The organism is Streptomyces sp. TLI_105 (genome assembly GCF_900105415.1).
Taxonomy (GTDB): domain Bacteria; phylum Actinomycetota; class Actinomycetes; order Streptomycetales; family Streptomycetaceae; genus Streptomyces.
In genome coordinates this window covers 6231872-6248895 of sequence record NZ_FNSM01000001.1, presented here as the reverse complement: position 1 = coordinate 6248895, position 17024 = coordinate 6231872, and the positions used below count along the sequence as shown (strand labels likewise).

Below are 17024 nucleotides of genomic sequence, written 5' to 3'. Positions count from 1 at the left end.
GATCATTCGTGGGATGAATCGCGACCGCCCCGACCAGCGGTTTCCCAGCCGTCCGCCGGCTCGGCCGGCACGGCCACCGTCCGGCCCGCCTCGCTCATCAGACGGCGGAAGGAGGCCGCGTCACGGACCGCCTCGACGCCCGGATCGTTGTTGAAGTAGACGTACGCGTCGGCCCCCTCCGGCCAGCTCCCGGCGATCCGCCCGGCCCACCCCTCCAGCGCCCGGCGGCCGTACGCGGGCCAGGGCCGGGCCCGGCCCTCGTGCAGCCGCAGATAGCCCCAGTCCGCCGTCCGCCACAGCGGCGTCACCGGCCTCGACTTCCGGTCCGCCCAGCAGAGCGCGGCACCCCTCTCCACCAGCACCGCCTCGGTCCGGTCCGTCCACCACGAGGGGTGCCGGGGCTCGACGGTGACCCGCACCCCCGCCGGGAAACAGGCGAGGACCGCGTCGAGCAGCCCGGGGTCGGCCCGCAGCGACGGCGGGAACTGGAGCAGGACCGGCCCGAGCCGGTCCCCGAGCGCCTCCGCCCGCCCCATCAGCTGCGCCACCAGCTCCTCCGGCTCCCGCAGCCGCTCGACGTGCGTCAGCCGGCGGTTCGCCTTGACCGCCATGACGAAGCCCTCGGGCGTCCGCTTCCGCCAGGTGGCGAAGGTGTCCCGCTCGGGCAGCCCGTAGAAGGCGCTGTTGTTCTCCACGGTGGCGAACCGGCGCGTGTACTCCTCCAGCCAGAGCCGCTGCGGCACGCCCTCGGGGTAGAACGTGCCCCGCCAGTCCTTGTACTGCCACCCCGAAGTGCCCACGAAAACCGTCATGCGGAGCCCCTGCCCCGTCCGCGGCCGCTCATCCGGCACCGCCCCGTCCCGCCCCGGGCGCCCCTCGCCGGGGGCGCGGCCCGTCCCGTACCGGCGGGTCCTTAGACTTCCCGGCATGCACGGGAAGCCCGCACCGAGTGAATCCGCCGACACCGCCGTCCGCGTCCGCGGCCTGGTCAAGCGGTACGGCGCCAAGACCGCCGTCGACGGCCTCGACCTCGACGTGCGCACGGGCACCGTCACCGCCGTCCTCGGCCCCAACGGGGCCGGCAAGACCACCACCGTCGAGACCTGCGAGGGATACCGCAGGCCCGACGGCGGCACCGTCCGCGTCCTGGGCCTCGACCCGGTCGCCGACGCCGCCGCCCTGCGCCCCCGGATCGGCGTGATGCTCCAGTCCGGCGGCGTCTACTCCGGCGCCCGCGCCGACGAGATGCTCCGCCACATGGCGAAGCTCCACGCCCACCCGCTGGACGTCGACGCCCTGATCGAACGCCTCGGCCTCGGCTCCTGCGGCCGCACGACCTACCGGCGGCTCTCCGGCGGCCAGCAGCAGCGCCTCGCGCTCGCCATGGCCGTCGTCGGCCGCCCCGAGCTCGTCTTCCTCGACGAGCCCACCGCCGGACTCGACCCGCAGGCCCGCCGCTCCACCTGGGAGCTGGTCCGCGAGCTGCGCGCCGACGGCGTGACCGTGGTCCTCACCACCCACTTCATGCAGGAGGCCGAGGAACTCGCCGACGACGTCGCCATCGTCGACGCCGGCCGGGTCGCCGTCCAGGGCAGCCCCGAGGAGCTGTGCCGCGGCGGCGCCGAGAACACCCTGCGCTTCTCCGGCCGCCCCGGCCTCGACCTCGGCTCCCTGCTCAAGGCGCTCCCGGACGGCTCGGCCGCCACGGAACCGCTGCCCGGCACGTACCGGATCACCGGCGCCGTCGATCCCCAGCTGCTCGCCACCGTCACCACCTGGTGCGCCCAGCACGGCGTCATGCCCGACCGCATCGCGGTCGAGCGCCACACCCTCGAAGACGTTTTCCTCGAGCTGACCGGCAAGGAGCTGCGGTCGTGAGCACTGGTACGTACACCCCGAAGCCGGGGGCCGCCCCCGTCGGGCGGATGATCGCCGCGCAGACCGCCCTGGAGACCAGGATGCTGCTGCGCAACGGCGAGCAGCTCCTCCTCACGGTGATCATCCCGTCCCTCCTCCTGGTGCTGTTCTCCACCGTCGACATCGTCGACACCGGCGCCGACAAGGCCGTCGACTTCCTCGCCCCCGGCGTCCTCGCGCTCGCCGTGCTGTCCACCGCCTTCACCGGCCAGGCCATCGCGACCGGCTTCGAGCGGCGGTACGGGGTGCTCAAGCGGCTCGGCGCCTCACCGCTCCCCCGCTGGGCGCTCATGACCGCCAAGACGCTCTCCGTCCTGGTCACCGAGGTCCTCCAGGTCGCGCTCCTGACGGCGATCGCCCTGGCGCTCGGCTGGTCCCCGCACGGCAACCCCCTGTCCGTCCTGCTGCTCCTGGTCCTCGGCACGGCCGCCTTCTCCGGCCTGGGCCTGCTGATGGCCGGCACCCTGAAGGCCGAGGCCACGCTGGCCGCCGCGAACCTGGTCTTCCTGCTGCTCCTGGTGGGCGGCGGGGTCATCGTCCCGCTGGAGAGGTTCGGCGCGGCGGGCGACGTGCTCGCGCTGCTCCCGATCTCCGCGCTCTCGGACGGGCTGCGCGACGTCCTCCAGAACGGGGCGTCGATGCCGTGGGGCGACGCGCTGATCCTGGCCGTCTGGGCGGTCCTGGGGCTCGGGGCGGCGGCGCGGTTCTTCCGCTGGGAGTAACCGTAAGGTTCCGTTCCGCCATATACGCCCCCCTCGTGAAAGCGCGCACAAGCGCCGCCCTACGATAGGGCCCGTGCAGACCCCCCTCGCCTACATCGCCCAGCGCTGGACCCCGTCCCCCCGGACGCTCCGGCGCGCCGCGCTCGCCGCCGTCGTGATGAGCGTGCTCATCATCGTCACGGGCGGCGCGGTCCGGCTGACCGGTTCCGGTCTCGGCTGCGACACCTGGCCGAAGTGCACGGACGACAGCCTCATCGTCACGCCCGAGCAGGGCTACCGGGGCGCGATCGAGTTCGGCAACCGGATGCTGACGTACGTCCTGTCGGCGGCGGTCGGCTGGGCGATCATCGCCGCCCGGTCCACCAAGCCGTGGCGGCGCGGGCTCACCCGGCTCGGCTGGGCGCAGTTCTGGATCGTGATGAGCAACGCCGTCATCGGCGGCGTCACGGTGTGGATGGGCCTCAACCCGTGGACGGTGGCCGGCCACTTCCTCGCCGCGAACTCCCTGCTCACGGTCGCCGTCATCACCTGGCACCGCACCGGCGAGGGCGACACCGCCCCCCGGCCCCGCGTGCCGGGCCCGGTCCGGAAGCTGTCCTGGGCGATCACGATCGTCTCCGCGCTGCTGATCGTGCTCGGCACGACGGTGACCGGCGCCGGCAAGCACGCCGGCGACAGCAGCGACGTCCCGCGCATGCCGTGGGACTGGACGAACGCCGCCCACGTCCACGCGATCGCCGCCTGGGTCGTCTGCGCCCTCGCACTCGCCATGTGGCTGGTCCTGCGCGTGGTGGACGCCCCCGACGACACCAGGGCCCGCGCCCGCGACCTGCTGCTCGTGCTGGTGGGTCAGGGCGCGATCGGTTACCTCCAGTACTTCACGGGCGTCCCGGAGCTCCTGGTCGCCGCCCACATGCTCGGCTCCTCGCTGATGTGGATCGCCGTCCTGCGGCTCGCCCTGAGCCTGCGCGAGCGTCCGCTCGTCACCCCCGGCATCCCGGCCCAGGCGGACCCGGAGCTGGCGGCCACGGCCTGAGGCCCTTGGATTCAGGATCCAAAATTCGTATCCAGAATCCTGGATCCGTACTCAAGATCCAGGATCCAAGATCCGTATCCAGGATCCAAAATCCCGACGGGTCTATCGGCTCCCCGCGAGCCGGTAGACCCGTTTCGCGTTGTCCGCCGCGATCATCGCGGCCACCCGCTGCGCGTCCGTGCGGGACCACGCGCCGTCCATGACCCACTCCCCGAGCACCCGGGTGAGCGCCGAGCGGAACGCGCTCGCCGCGACCACGTGGAGCTCGGGCAGCCCCCGGGCGCCGCTGGAGAACAGCAGCTTGCCGAACGGCGCCCGCTCCAGGACCTCGGCGAGGACGGCCGCCGCCCGGGCCCCCGTGTGGGCGAGTACGGGGCCGAGGTCGGCGTACACGTGCGGGTGAAGTCCGGTCAGGTGGGCCGCCGCCCGGTGGTGCGGATAGGCGTGCAGCAGGACGAGGTCGGCGCCGAGCCCCGTGGTGGCGGCGGCGAAACCGGCCAGGACGGCCGGGTCCCGGTCCCCCGTGTGCAGCTGGAGGGGGCGCCCGGCGGTGACCGCGATCCAGAGCAGGTGGCGCAGCAGGACGGGGTCGGTGAGGGGACCGCCGACCGGGCGGGCGGCCAGCCAGCGCCCCGCGGCCCCGCGCACCTCGCCCGGACCGGGAGGCTCGGGCGCGCTCGCGAGCCCTCGACGCACTCCCTCGGCCGAGGAGAGGGCCACGGCGCCGGCGGCGGCCCTGTGGACGGCCTCGGCGAGGTGGGCGAGGAAGGCCTCGACGGTGCCCGAGGTGTCGGCGACCTGCTCGGCGAGTGGTTCGAGGCGGACGATCTCGTGGGCCTCGGCGGCGCCGACGGCGCCGAGCTCGGCGGGCGGCGTGAGGTCGCCGGGGAAGCCGGTGTCGACCAGGTAGGCGGAGATCCCGGAGGCGCGCAGGAGCCGGCGACCGGCCTCGGCGGCGCCGAGCTCCCGACGGCGGGCGAGGTAGCGGGCGGGCGGGCAGTGCGGTTCCAGACCGAGGACCGGCGGGCACCAGCGGCGCACGGCGAAGCCGGTCTGGGTGTCGAAGAAGGTGGTGCCCGCGGCGGGCAGGACGGCGGCTCCGCCCAGGTGGGCGCCGAGGTGGGCCTCGAAGGTGCCGAGGCCGAGCTCCGTACGGAGCACCCCGTGGCAGTACTGGTCCACCAGGTGCGGCGTCTCGATCATCTCGGGGGGCTCCCTGTGTGGACGTGTCTCCACACGTCCTAACGGGTGAGCCCCGCGCGAGGTTGCCGCCTCAGCTGTTGGAGGGGCCGCCGATCTGGATGCCGGCCATCCGGGTCCACTCGTACGGGCCCGTGGCGACCTTGGCGGCGAACTCGCCGTCGAACTCCTCGTGAAGGGTCAGACCGGCCTTCTCGGCTGCCTGTCGCGCGATCTCGTGCGTGCGCGCGACGAGGTCGCCCCAGCCGCCGTCGGTGCCGACCAGGACGATCCGGGTGCCCGCCTGGCCGATGTGCGCGAGGTGCCCCTCGCAGCCGCCGTGCGCCTTGGAGAAGGCCTGGATCTCCTTGGCGAGCCTGGCCGCCCTGCGCTCTTCCTGCTTCGTTTCTGCCATGACACGGATGCTACCGAGGGGTAGATCGACTGGCGACGGCCGGGCCATGTGGGCTGTCCCACGTGACCCGGCCGTCTGCCGTCCGTCCTCAGATGAGCGCCTAGCGCAGGAAGGGGTCCACCGCGACCGCCACGAAGAGCAGCGAGACGTAGGTGATGGACCAGTGGAAGAGGCGCATCTCCTTGAGCTTGGCGCCCGTCACCTCCGCCTTGGCGCGGTTGAGGAGCGCGTGCGCCTCCCAGAGCCACCAGCCGCCGGTGAGCAGCGCCACCGCGGTGTAGAACCAGCCCGTGTAGCCCAGCGGGGTGAGCAGCAGGGAGACGGCGACCATGACCCAGCTGTAGATCACGATCTGCTTGGCGACGACCTTGTTGGAGGCGAGGACCGGCAGCATCGGCACGCCCGCGCGCGCGTAGTCCTCCTTCACCTTCATCGACAGCGGCCAGTAGTGCGGCGGCGTCCAGAAGAAGATGACGAGGAAGAGGATGACCGCGGCCCACGACATCGAGTTGGTCACGGCCGACCAGCCGATGAGCACCGGCAGGCAGCCGGCGATGCCGCCCCAGACGATGTTCTGCGCGGTGCGCCGCTTCAGGATCATCGTGTAGACCACGACGTAGAAGAGGAGCGCGCCGAGGGAGAGCGCGGCGGACAGCCAGTTGACGAGCAGGCCGAACCAGAGCGTGGAGACCACGGCGAGGGTGAGCCCGAAGACCAGGCCCTCGCGCGGGGTGAGCACGCCCGTGACGAGCGGACGCTGGGACGTGCGGTCCATCAGGGCGTCGATGTCCCGGTCGATGTACATGTTCAGCGCGTTGGCGCCGCCCGCCGAGAGGTAGCCGCCGAAGCAGGTGGCGAGCACCAGCCAGAGGTTCGGCACACCCTGTTCGGCGAGGAACATCACCGGAACGGTCGTGATGAGCAGCAGCTCGATGATTCGCGGCTTGGTCAGCGCCACGAATGCCTTGACGCGGGCCCCGAACGGCCTATGGCCCCCCGGGCTGGGAGTCAAGACGACCCCTGCGGGTCGGGACTCGACGGCCGTCACGCACACCCCTGACAGAGAAATTCCCAGCAAGCCACCCGGGTGAAGACGGGGTGAAGCTTGCGCGTACCACGCCACTGTAGACGTTGCCCAGACGCCGATCTTCGCGGGGGTGGGGTCGTGTTGGTGCGGTGCGTCCCAAGGGGTGGACACGGTTCGGGGCGGCTTCCGGCGCGCCTCGGGAGGCGAACCCGTGCGACCACCGGCACTCTAGCTGTGGCCTTTCATTTCTCCGCTCATTTGAGGGGCATGGACACGAAAAGAGGGGCGTTCCACGGGGGTAGGCTCGACAACGCCGGTACACCCTCAGTCACCGGCTCAAGACATGTGGAGAGGAGCCCTGACCCAGGGTGAGCACTAAGCCGACCACCACAGACCTCGAGTGGACCGAATTGGACCAGCGGGCCGTCGACACCGCCCGCCTTCTGGCCGCGGACGCCGTACAGAAGGTCGGCAACGGCCATCCCGGTACGGCGATGAGCCTTGCGCCTGCCGCGTACACCCTCTTCCAGAAGGTGATGCGGCACGACCCGGCCGACCCCGAGTGGGTCGGGCGTGACCGGTTCGTCCTCTCCGCCGGCCACTCGTCCCTGACCCTCTACACCCAGCTCTACCTGGGTGGCTTCGGTCTCGAACTGGACGACCTGAAGGCCTTCCGCACCTGGGGCTCGAAGACCCCGGGCCACCCGGAGTACGGCCACACCGCGGGCGTCGAGACGACCACGGGCCCGCTGGGCCAGGGCGTCGCCAACGCCGTGGGCATGGCGATGGCCGCCCGCTACGAGCGCGGTCTGTTCGACCCGGAGGCCGCCGACGGCACGTCGCCGTTCGACCACCGGATCTACGTGATCGCCGGTGACGGCTGTCTGCAGGAGGGCATCTCCGCGGAGGCGTCCTCGCTCGCCGGCCACCAGAAGCTCGGCAACCTGATCATGCTGTGGGACGACAACCACATCTCGATCGAGGGCGACACCGAGACCGCCGTGTCCGAGGACACGATGAAGCGGTACGAGGCGTACGGCTGGCACGTCCAGCGCGTCGAGCCCAAGGCCGACGGCGACCTGGACCCGGCCGCGCTCTACGCGGCGATCAAGGCCGCCGAGGCCGAGACCGAGCGTCCGTCGTTCATCGCGATGCGCTCGATCATCGCCTGGCCGGCGCCGAACGCGCAGAACACCGAGGCCGCGCACGGCTCGGCGCTCGGCGACGAGGAGATCGCGGCCACCAAGCGCGTCCTGGGCTTCGACCCGGAGCAGACCTTCGAGGTCTCCGACGAGGTCATCGCGCACACCCGCGCGCTCGGCGACCGCGGCCGTGAGGCCCGCGCCGCGTGGGAGAAGCAGCTCTCCGAGTGGCGTACGGCCAACCCGGAGCGCGCCGCCGAGTTCGACCGCATCCAGGCGAACGAGCTGCCGGCCGGCTGGACCGAGAAGCTCCCGGTCTTCGAGACGGGCAAGGGTGTCGCCACCCGTGCCGCCTCGGGCCAGGTCCTCAAGGCGCTCGGCGCGGTCATCCCGGAGCTGTGGGGCGGCTCGGCCGACCTCGCCGGCTCGAACAACACGACGATCGACAAGGACTCGTCGTTCCTGCCGGAGGGCAACCCGCTGCCGGAGGCCGACAAGTACGGCCGCACGATCCACTTCGGCATCCGCGAGCACTCCATGGCCGCGGAGATGAACGGCATCGCGCTGCACGGCAACACGCGCGTCTACGGCGGCACCTTCCTGGTGTTCTCCGACTACATGCGCAACGCGGTGCGGCTGTCCGCGCTGATGCACCTGCCGGTGACGTACGTCTGGACCCACGACTCGATCGGTCTGGGCGAGGACGGCCCGACGCACCAGCCGGTGGAGCACCTCGCCTCGCTGCGCGCGATCCCGGGTCTGAACGTGGTCCGTCCGGCGGACGCCAACGAGACGGCGCTCGCCTGGCGCGAGATCATGCAGCGGCACACCAAGGTCTTCGGCAAGGGCGCCCCGCACGGTCTGGCGCTCACCCGCCAGGGCGTGCCGACGTACGCCCCGAACGAGGACACCGTCAAGGGCGGCTACGTGCTGTTCGACGCGGAGGGCGGCACGCCCGAGGTCGTGCTGATCGGCACGGGCTCCGAGGTGCACCTGGCCGTCGAGGCCCGGGAGCAGCTCCAGGCCGTCGGCGTCCCGACCCGTGTGGTCTCGATGCCGTCCGTGGAGTGGTTCGAGGAGCAGGACCAGGCGTACAAGGACTCGGTCCTGCCGCCGTCGGTCAAGGCCCGCGTCGCGGTCGAGGCCGGCATCGGTCTCACGTGGCACAAGTACGTCGGTGACGCCGGCCGGATCGTCTCGCTGGAGCACTTCGGTGCCTCGGCGGACGCGAAGGTCCTCTTCCGCGAGTTCGGGTTCACGCCGGAGGCGATCGTCGCCGCCGCCCGGGAATCCCTGGCCGCCGCCGCGCGCTGACGTCCATACGTACGACTTAATTGGAGATGCAACTCCCATGACAGACGCTCTCAAGCGCCTCTCCGACGAAGGCGTCGCGATCTGGCTGGACGACCTCTCGCGCCAGCGGATCACGTCCGGCAACCTGGCCGAGCTGATCGACCAGAGCCACGTGGTCGGTGTCACCACGAACCCGTCCATCTTCCAGAAGGCCATCTCGGAGGGGCACGGCTACGACCAGCAGCTCGCCGACCTGGCCGCCCGCAAGGTGACCGTCGACGAGGCCATCCGCATGATCACGACGGCGGACGTCCGTGACGCCGCCGACATCCTGCGACCGGTCTTCGACGCGACCGACGGCCAGGACGGCCGGGTCTCCATCGAGGTCGACCCCCGTCTCGCCCACGACACGGCCGCCACCATCGCCGAGGCCAAGCAGCTGGCCTGGCTGGTGGACCGCCCCAACACCCTGATCAAGATCCCGGCCACCAAGGCGGGTCTGCCGGCGATCACCGAGGTCATCGGCCTCGGCATCAGCGTCAACGTCACGCTGATCTTCTCGCTGGAGCGCTACCGCGCGGTCATGGACGCCTACCTGGCGGGTCTGGAGAAGGCCCGCGAGCGCGGCCTCGACCTCTCCAAGATCCACTCGGTGGCCTCCTTCTTCGTCTCCCGCGTGGACACGGAGATCGACAAGCGCCTGGACGCCCTCGGCACCGACGAGGCCAAGGCGCTCAAGGGCAAGGCCGCCCTGGCCAACGCCCGTCTGGCCTACGAGGCGTACGAGGAGGTCTTCTCCTCCGACCGCTGGGCCGCCCTCGACAAGGCGCAGGCCAACAAGCAGCGTCCGCTGTGGGCCTCGACCGGCGTCAAGGACCCGGCGTACAAGGACACCCTGTACGTCGTGGACCTGGTCGCCCCCGGCACGGTGAACACCATGCCGGAGGCCACCATGGAGGCCACCGCCGACCACGGCGAGGTCACCGGTGACACCATCCGCGGCACCTACGAGCAGTCGCGCGCCGAGCTGGCGGCCGTCGAGAAGCTGGGCATCAGCTACGACGACGTCGTCCAGCTCCTGGAGGACGAGGGCGTCGAGAAGTTCGAGGCGTCCTGGAACGACCTGCTCAAGTCCACCGAGGCGGAGCTCGAGCGCCTCGCACCTTCGGAGGCGTAAGCACTTTGAGCGCAGTCCACGGAGCCAACCCGCTCCGTGACGCCGCAGACCGACGGCTCCCGCGCATCGCGGGGCCGTCGGGTCTGGTGATCTTCGGCGTCACGGGCGATTTGTCCCGTAAGAAGCTGATGCCTGCCGTCTACGACCTGGCCAATCGCGGCCTGCTGCCGCCGGGCTTCTCGCTCATCGGCTTCGCCCGCCGCGAATGGGCGGACGAGGACTTCGCGCAGGAGGTCTACGAAGCCGTCAAACAGCACGCGCGTACCCCCTTCCGCGAGGAGGTGTGGCAGCAGCTGATCCAGGGCATGCGGTTCGTCCAGGGCGACTTCGACGACGACACGGCCTTCGAGCAGCTCAAGTCGACGATCGAGGAGCTCGACAAGGCGCAGGGCACGGGAGGCAACTTCGCCTTCTACCTGTCCGTGCCGCCGAAGTTCTTCCCGCTCGTCGTCCAGCAGCTCAAGAAGCACGGCCTGGCCGACCAGAAGGACGGTTCCTGGCGCCGCGCGGTCATCGAGAAGCCCTTCGGCCACGACCTGGTCTCCGCCAAGGAGCTCAACGAGGTCGTCCACGAGGTCTTCCCGCCCGAGGCGGTCTTCCGGATCGACCACTACCTCGGCAAGGAGACCGTCCAGAACATCCTGGCGCTCCGCTTCGCCAACACGCTCTTCGAGCCGATCTGGAACCGGTCGTACGTCGACCACGTGCAGATCACCATGGCCGAGGACATCGGCATCGGCGGCCGCGCCGGCTACTACGACGGCATCGGCGCCGCCCGTGACGTCATCCAGAACCACCTGCTCCAGCTGCTCGCGCTGACCGCGATGGAGGAGCCCGCCTCCTTCGACGCCGACGCGCTGGCCGCCGAGAAGACCAAGGTCCTCGGCGCGGTGAAGCTGCCCAAGGACCTGGGCAAGTCGACGGTGCGCGGCCAGTACGCGGCCGGGTGGCAGGGCGGCGCGAAGGCCGTCGGCTACCTCCAGGAAGACGGCATCGACCCCCAGTCCAAGACCGACACCTACGCGGCCATCAAGCTGGAGATCGACAACCGCCGCTGGGCGGGCGTCCCGTTCTACCTGCGGACCGGCAAGCGCCTGGGCCGCCGCGTCACCGAGATCGCGGTCGTCTTCCAGCGCGCCCCGCACTCCCCCTTCGACCACACCGCGACCGAGGAGCTCGGCCGCAACGCCATCGTGATCCGGGTCCAGCCGGACGAGGGCGTGACGGTGCGGTTCGGCTCCAAGGTGCCCGGCACCCAGATGGAGATCCGGGACGTGTCGATGGACTTCGCGTACGGCGAGTCCTTCACGGAGTCCAGCCCCGAGGCGTACGAGCGGCTCATCCTCGACGTCCTGCTCGGCGACTCCAACCTCTTCCCGCGGGTCGAGGAGGTCGAGCTGTCCTGGAAGATCCTCGACCCGATCGAGCAGTTCTGGGACACGCACGGCAAGCCCGCGCAGTACCAGTCCGGGACCTGGGGTCCGGTCGAGGCGGACGAGATGCTCGCACGAGACGGCAGGAGCTGGCGCCGGCCATGAAGACCGACCTGACGGACACCACGTCCTCCAAGATCAACAAGGCGCTGGTGCTCGGGCGGCGGGCGATCGGCACGCCGGCCGTCGGCATGGTGCTCACCCTCGTGATCGTCACCGACGAGGAGAACGCCTACGACGCGCTCAAGGCGGCCAACGAGGCGTCCCGCGAGCACCCCTCGCGGACCCTCGTCGTCATCAAGCGGGTCTCGCGCTCCCCGCGGGACCGCGCGCAGGCGCGGCTCGACGCCGAGGTCCGCCTCGGCGCCGACGCCAGCACCGGCGAGACGGTGGTGCTCCGGCTGTACGGCGAGGTCGTCGACCACGCCCAGTCGGTGGTGCTGCCGCTGCTCCTCCCGGACGCCCCCGTCGTCGTCTGGTGGCCGGTGAACGCGCCGTCCGACCCGGCGAACGACCCGCTGGGCGCGCTCGCCCAGCGCCGGGTGACCGACACGTACGCCGCCGAGCAGCCCATCCAGGAGCTGACCGCGCGCGCGGACGCGTACACCCCGGGCGACACGGACCTCTCGTGGACCCGGATCACCCCGTGGCGCTCGATGCTGGCCGCCGCGCTCGACCAGGTCGTGTGCGAGGTCACCTCGGCCGAGGTGGAGGGCGAGGAGTTCAACCCGAGCGTCGAGCTGCTCGCGATGTGGCTCGCGGACCGGCTGAAGGTGCCGGTCCGGCGCTCGAAGTCGGCCGGCCCCGGTCTCACCTCCGTACGGATGGAGACCGACGCCGGCCCCATCGTGCTCGACCGGCCGGACGGCTCGCTCGCCACGCTCTCCATAGAGGGGCAGCCGGACCGTGCGGTGGCGCTCAAGCGCCGCGAGACGGCCGAGCTGATCGCGGAGGAGCTGCGCCGGCTCGACCCGGACGACACCTACGCGACGGCGCTCCGGTTCGGTGTGGAGCGGCTCGACGAGGGGGCGGCGATCACCGCCCCCGAGACCGTCGTGGACACGGTCGTCGAGACGGTCGTGGAGCCCGCTGCGGAGACGGCCTCGGAAGCGGCTCCCGCGGCCAAGCCCGCCTCGAAGAAGGCCCCGGCCAAGAAGGCGGCGGCCAAGTGAGCACCCCTCAGCTGGTCGTCCACCGCGACAAGGAGCTGATGGCCGAGGCCGCCGCGGCCCGGCTGATCACGAAGATCGTGGACGCCCAGGCCGCCCGCGGCTCCGCCTCGGTCGTGCTCACCGGCGGCCGCAACGGCAACGGTCTGCTCGCGGCGCTCGGTTCGGCGCCCGCGCGGGACGCGGTCGACTGGTCACGGCTCGACCTGTGGTGGGGCGACGAGCGGTACCTGCCCGAGGGCGACCCCGAGCGGAACGTCACCCAGGCCCGTGCCGCGCTGCTCGACCGGGTGCCGCTCGACCCGGCACGGGTGCACGCCATGCCGGCCTCGGACGGGCCGTACGGCGGCGACGTCGACGCCGCCGCGGCGGCGTACGCGGAGGAGCTGGCCGCCGCCGCGGGTCCCGGTGACCATGGCGGGGTGCCGACCTTCGACGTGCTGATGCTGGGCGTCGGCCCGGACACGCACGTGGCCTCGCTCTTCCCGGAGCTGCCGGCGGTCCGCGAGACCGAGCGGACGGTGGTCGGGGTGCACGGCGCGCCGAAGCCGCCGCCGGTCCGGATCTCGCTGACCCTCCCGGCCATCCGGGCGGCGCACGAGGTCTGGCTGCTCGCGGCCGGAGAGGACAAGGCGAAGGCCGCGGCGATCGCGCTCTCGGGCGCGGGCGAGGTGCAGGCCCCGGCGGCCGGGGCCTACGGGCTCTCGCGCACGCTGTGGCTGCTCGACGCGGCGGCCGCGTCGGAGCTGCCGCGGAGCCTGTATCCCCCGGCCTCGGCCTGACGCACGTCTACGGAGGCCCGGTTCACCTGGCGGTGGGCCGGGCCTCCGGCGTGTGTACGGGCGTGTGTACGGGCTCCAGGAACGGCGCGAGGAGCCCCGGTACGGCCTCGGCGGCGAAGGCGAGGCCCTGGCCCTCGCCCGCGTCGTGCACCGTGTAGGCGCCCGCTCCGGCCGCCGTGGTGGCGGTGAGGGTCAGCAGTCCGGCCCGGCGCTGGAAGTACGACTGCCTGACGGTCCAGCCGATGACGCCGGAGCGCTGCAGGGCGACCGTCGTCCGCCGGACGGTGCCCGAACGGGCCACCAGGAAACCGCCGCTGACGCCGTGCCCGAGGGCGCGGTACGCGTCGAGGGCGAGCAGCACGGCGACCGGTCCGAGGACGAGGGCCCAGCCGGCCGCCACGTACAGCAGGACCGGCGTGAGGAGCGGGCCGAGGGCGGCGAGGAGCGCGGCGGGGCCGAGGACGCTCCACGCGGCCCGGCGCAGCCGCCGGGCGCGGGCGGCCCGGGGGTGGGCGGCGAGGGGTGCCCCGGTCGGCGGCTCCGGCTCGCGCAGCACCAGGGCGGCGACCCGTTCGGCACGCTCCCGGGGGGCGGCGGGCAGCAGGTTCTTCAGGTCGCCGTGCTTGTCCTCGTCGTCCTCGGCGAGGCCGGTGGCGACGGCGTCGACGCGGGCGGCGCCGAACAGCCGCACGCCGAGCGGTTCGACGAGCTCGATCCCGCGCAGCCGGCGCTCCTCCAGCGTGACCGACCGGGCGGTGAACAGGCCCCGGCGGACTCGGAGGGTGCCGCCGGGCTCGCGCTCCAGGCGGTAGTTCCACCACATCTCGATCCAGAGTCCGAGGGCGCCGACGGTCCCGGCGGCGGTGGCGAGCAGGACCAGGTCGACGATCGTCCAGGTCAGGGAGGTGTCCCGGAAGCGGTCCCCTATCCAGTCGACGACCTCCGCCTGGGCGCCGAACCAGTCGCTGACCTGCAGGACGCCGCCGGCCGCGGCGCCGCCGAGGGCGGGGGCGAGGAAGGAGACGGGGGCGTAGCGGATCCAGCGCGGGTCGAGGGCGGCCAGGACGCCGTCGTGGTCCGGCTCCCCGGCGACGGCGGTGCGGCCGAGGAGCTCCCGGCGGAGCCGCTCGCCCTCGGCGCGGGTGACCAGGTCGAGTTCGAGGGTGGACTCGCCGCCGACGCTGTTCTCGCCGGTGCCGATGCGGACCTTGACGAGGCCGAGGACGCGCTGCAGGGGGTTGGCGGTGAGGTCGACGCTGCGGATCCGCTCCCGGGCCAGGGAACGGTGCTTGAGCAGCAGGAGCCCGGTGTGGAGGTCGACCCTCTCGGGGCCGACGCGGTAGCGGGTGCGGCGCAGCCGGACCCAGTCGCCGACCGTGCCGACCAGGACGAGCAGGACGACGCCTGAGAGGCCCCAGACGAAGGCCTGGCCCAGGGACCCGCCGCTCGAGAGGCCGGCCACGGCCGGGAGGGCCGCGCCGCCGGCCACTCCGCAGAGGACGGCGGCGCCGGCGAGCAGGGTGCGCGGGTCGAGCCGCCGCCACTCCTCGCTCATGTGGCGTCCCCGGGGGTGGCCCGGGTGAGCGCGGTGAGCCGTTCGGCGAGCTCGGCGGCGAGCTCGTGGTCGAGGCCCCCGATGCGGATCGCCCCCTTGGAGGAGGCGGTGGTGACGGTGACGGTGGCGAGCCCGAACGTCTGCTCCAGCGGGCCGCGCACGGTGTCGACCGTCTGGATCCGGGACATCGGGGCGATCCGCCACTCCTGCCACAGGGCGCCGGTGCGCACGTAGACGGCCTCGTCGGTGATCTCCCAGCGGTGCACCCGGAACCACCAGGCGGGGAGGAACGCGGTACACGCGAGGCCCAGGGCCGCCACGGCCCCGGCCGCGAGCAGCAGCCAGGTCCGGGCGGGCCCGAGGAACGCGCCGAGGACGGCGAGCACCGTCACCGGTACGGCGGTGGTCGCCAGGAGCCGGCTGCGCCACCAGGCGACGGCCCGCTCGTCGACGGCGTTCCTGGGCGGCCGCAGCCGCACCGCGTCCTCCCCCTTCATCCGATTACCGTCCGCGCAGCGAGCGGTAGACCGAGACGAGTCCGGCGGTGGAGCTGTCGAGCTGCTCGGCTCCCTCGCCCTTCGTCAGGACCGGCTCGATCTTCTTGGCGAGGACCTTGCCGAGCTCGACGCCCCACTGGTCGAAGGAGTCGATGTTCCAGACCGCGCCCTGGACGAAGACCTTGTGCTCGTAGAGCGCGATCAGCTGGCCGAGGACGGACGGGGTGAGCGCGTCGGCGAGGATCGTGGTGGTCGGGTGGTTGCCCTGGAAGGTCTTGTGCGGGACGAGCTCCTCGGCAACGCCCTCGGCCCGTACCTCCTCGGGCGTCTTGCCGAAGGCGAGCGCCTGGGTCTGGGCGAAGAAGTTGGCCATGAGCAGGTCGTGCTGGGCGACGAGCCCGGGCAGCAGGTCCTCGACGGGGCGGGCGAAGCCGATGAAGTCGGCGGGGATGACCTTGGTGCCCTGGTGGATCAACTGGTAGTAGGCGTGCTGGCCGTTGGTCCCGGGGGTGCCCCAGACGACGGGTCCGGTCTGCCAGTCGACCCGGTTGCCCTCGCGGTCCACCGACTTGCCGTTGGACTCCATGTCGAGCTGCTGGAGGTAGGCGGTGAACTTGGACAGGTAGTGGGAGTACGGCAGGACGGCGTGCGACTGGGCGTCGAAGAAGGCGCCGTACCAGACGCCGAGGAGGCCGAGGAGCAGCGGCGCGTTCTCCTCGGGCGGGGCGGTGCGGAAGTGCTCGTCGACGAGGTGGAAGCCGTCGAGCATCTCGCGGAAGCGCTCCGGGCCGATGGCGATCATCAGGGAGAGGCCGATGGCGGAGTCGTAGGAGTAGCGGCCGCCGACCCAGTCCCAGAACTCGAACATGTTCGCGGTGTCGATGCCGAACTCCTCGACCTTCTCGGCGTTGGTCGAGAGGGCCACGAAGTGTTTGGCGACGGCCTCCTGGCCGGCGCGCAGCTCGGTGAGGAGCCAGTTCCGCGCGGAGGTGGCGTTGGTGATCGTCTCGATGGTGGTGAAGGTCTTCGAGGCGACGATGAACAGCGTCTCGGCGGGGTCGAGGTCGCGGACGGCCTCGTGGAGGTCGGCGCCGTCGACGTTGGAGACGAAACGGAACGTCAGGTCCCGCTGGGTGTAGGAGCGCAGGACCTCGTAGGCCATGGCGGGGCCGAGGTCGGAGCCGCCGATGCCGATGTTGACGATGTTCTTGATGGGCCGTCCGGTGTGGCCGGTCCACTCGCCCGCGCGGACCTTGTCGGCGAAGGCGCCCATCTTGTCGAGGACGGCGTGGACGCCGGGGACGACGTTCTCCCCGTCGACCTCGACGACGGCCCCGCGGGGGGCGCGCAGCGCGGTGTGGAGGACCGCCCGGTCCTCGGTGGTGTTGATCTTCTCGCCGCGGAACATGGCGTCGCGGAGCTCGGCGACGCCGGTGACGGCGGCCAGTTCCCTCAGCAGGGCCAGCGTCTCGCCGGTGACGAGGTGCTTGGAGTAGTCCAGGTGGAGGTCGCCGACGCGCAGGGTGTAGTCGGTGCCCCGCTCCGGGTCGGCGGCGAACAGTTCGCGCAGATGGGTGTCGCCCAGCTGCTCACGGTGCTTGCCGAGGGCCGCCCACTCGGGCAGCCGGTTGAGCCTGTTGCGGCCTTCGCTTGTCATCTCGGACATCGCCCACTTCTTCT

The 17024-nt window shown here is 72.0% G+C and carries 15 protein-coding genes; 8 read left to right on the top strand and 7 right to left on the bottom strand.

Features of this window, described 5'->3' with window-relative positions:
* Positions 1 to 2: 2 nt before the first annotated feature.
* Complete coding sequence (locus BLW86_RS28525) at positions 3 to 812, bottom strand: DUF72 domain-containing protein (RefSeq protein ID WP_093876685.1); 810 nt, start codon at positions 810 to 812, stop codon at positions 3 to 5.
* A gap of 115 nt (positions 813 to 927) precedes the next feature.
* Between BLW86_RS28525 and BLW86_RS28520 the strand changes: the two genes are divergently transcribed.
* The 3 genes from BLW86_RS28520 (at position 928) to BLW86_RS28510 (ending at position 3675) form a co-directional block, all read left to right on the top strand.
* A complete protein-coding gene (locus tag BLW86_RS28520) occupies positions 928 to 1878 on the top strand; it encodes an ABC transporter ATP-binding protein (protein WP_093876684.1) in 951 nt (316 codons plus the stop codon).
* On the top strand, positions 1875 to 2639 hold the full coding sequence (locus BLW86_RS28515) for an ABC transporter permease (protein ID WP_093876683.1): 765 nt from the start codon (positions 1875 to 1877) through the stop codon (positions 2637 to 2639). The genes BLW86_RS28520 and BLW86_RS28515 overlap by 4 nt, the downstream gene beginning before the upstream one ends.
* A 64-nt stretch (positions 2640 to 2703) precedes the next feature.
* Complete coding sequence (locus BLW86_RS28510) at positions 2704 to 3675, top strand: COX15/CtaA family protein (RefSeq protein WP_093876682.1); 972 nt, start codon at positions 2704 to 2706, stop codon at positions 3673 to 3675.
* A gap of 102 nt (positions 3676 to 3777) precedes the next feature.
* Here BLW86_RS28510 and BLW86_RS28505 read toward each other — a convergent pair whose 3' ends face one another.
* From BLW86_RS28505 to BLW86_RS28495, 3 genes are all read right to left on the bottom strand, one after another.
* Complete coding sequence (locus BLW86_RS28505; RefSeq protein ID WP_093876681.1) at positions 3778 to 4878, bottom strand: amidohydrolase family protein; 1101 nt, start codon at positions 4876 to 4878, stop codon at positions 3778 to 3780.
* A 70-nt stretch (positions 4879 to 4948) separates the two neighbouring features.
* Complete coding sequence (locus BLW86_RS28500) at positions 4949 to 5269, bottom strand: hypothetical protein (protein ID WP_093876680.1); 321 nt, start codon at positions 5267 to 5269, stop codon at positions 4949 to 4951.
* 100 nt (positions 5270 to 5369) lie between these two features.
* Positions 5370 to 6323, bottom strand: coding sequence for a heme o synthase (locus tag BLW86_RS28495; RefSeq protein WP_177181779.1), 954 nt, complete (start codon positions 6321 to 6323; stop codon positions 5370 to 5372).
* A gap of 341 nt (positions 6324 to 6664) precedes the next feature.
* Here BLW86_RS28495 and tkt point away from each other — a divergent pair, with 341 nt between their 5' ends.
* From tkt to pgl, 5 genes are read left to right on the top strand one after another with little or no spacing between them, the layout of a single operon-like run.
* Positions 6665 to 8752, top strand: coding sequence for a transketolase (gene tkt / locus BLW86_RS28490; RefSeq protein ID WP_093876679.1), 2088 nt, complete (start codon positions 6665 to 6667; stop codon positions 8750 to 8752).
* A 37-nt stretch (positions 8753 to 8789) separates the two neighbouring features.
* Positions 8790 to 9908: a transaldolase gene (gene tal / locus BLW86_RS28485; protein ID WP_093876678.1), complete on the top strand. Its 1119-nt coding sequence runs from the start codon at positions 8790 to 8792 to the stop codon at positions 9906 to 9908.
* 5 nt (positions 9909 to 9913) lie between these two features.
* Positions 9914 to 11446: a glucose-6-phosphate dehydrogenase gene (gene zwf, locus BLW86_RS28480; protein ID WP_093876677.1), complete on the top strand. Its 1533-nt coding sequence runs from the start codon at positions 9914 to 9916 to the stop codon at positions 11444 to 11446.
* Positions 11443 to 12513, top strand: a complete 1071-nt coding sequence (opcA, locus tag BLW86_RS28475; RefSeq protein WP_093876676.1) for a glucose-6-phosphate dehydrogenase assembly protein OpcA — start codon at positions 11443 to 11445, stop codon at positions 12511 to 12513. The genes zwf and opcA overlap by 4 nt, the downstream gene beginning before the upstream one ends.
* Positions 12510 to 13292 carry a 6-phosphogluconolactonase gene (gene pgl / locus BLW86_RS28470; RefSeq protein WP_093876675.1) on the top strand — a complete coding sequence of 261 codons (783 nt, stop codon included), beginning with the start codon at positions 12510 to 12512 and terminating at the stop codon, positions 13290 to 13292. The genes opcA and pgl overlap by 4 nt, the downstream gene beginning before the upstream one ends.
* Positions 13293 to 13314: 22 nt before the next feature.
* Here pgl and BLW86_RS28465 read toward each other — a convergent pair whose 3' ends face one another.
* The 3 genes from BLW86_RS28465 to pgi are packed head-to-tail and all read right to left on the bottom strand — an operon-like array spanning position 13315 to position 17010.
* Complete coding sequence (locus BLW86_RS28465) at positions 13315 to 14847, bottom strand: PH domain-containing protein (RefSeq protein ID WP_093876674.1); 1533 nt, start codon at positions 14845 to 14847, stop codon at positions 13315 to 13317.
* Positions 14844 to 15344, bottom strand: a complete 501-nt coding sequence (locus tag BLW86_RS28460; RefSeq protein WP_093876673.1) for a PH domain-containing protein — start codon at positions 15342 to 15344, stop codon at positions 14844 to 14846. Before BLW86_RS28460 ends, BLW86_RS28465 begins: the two co-directional genes overlap by 4 nt.
* 4 nt (positions 15345 to 15348) lie before the next feature.
* Positions 15349 to 17010 carry a glucose-6-phosphate isomerase gene (gene pgi / locus BLW86_RS28455; RefSeq protein ID WP_371129618.1) on the bottom strand — a complete coding sequence of 554 codons (1662 nt, stop codon included), beginning with the start codon at positions 17008 to 17010 and terminating at the stop codon, positions 15349 to 15351.
* Positions 17011 to 17024 lie beyond the last annotated feature (14 nt).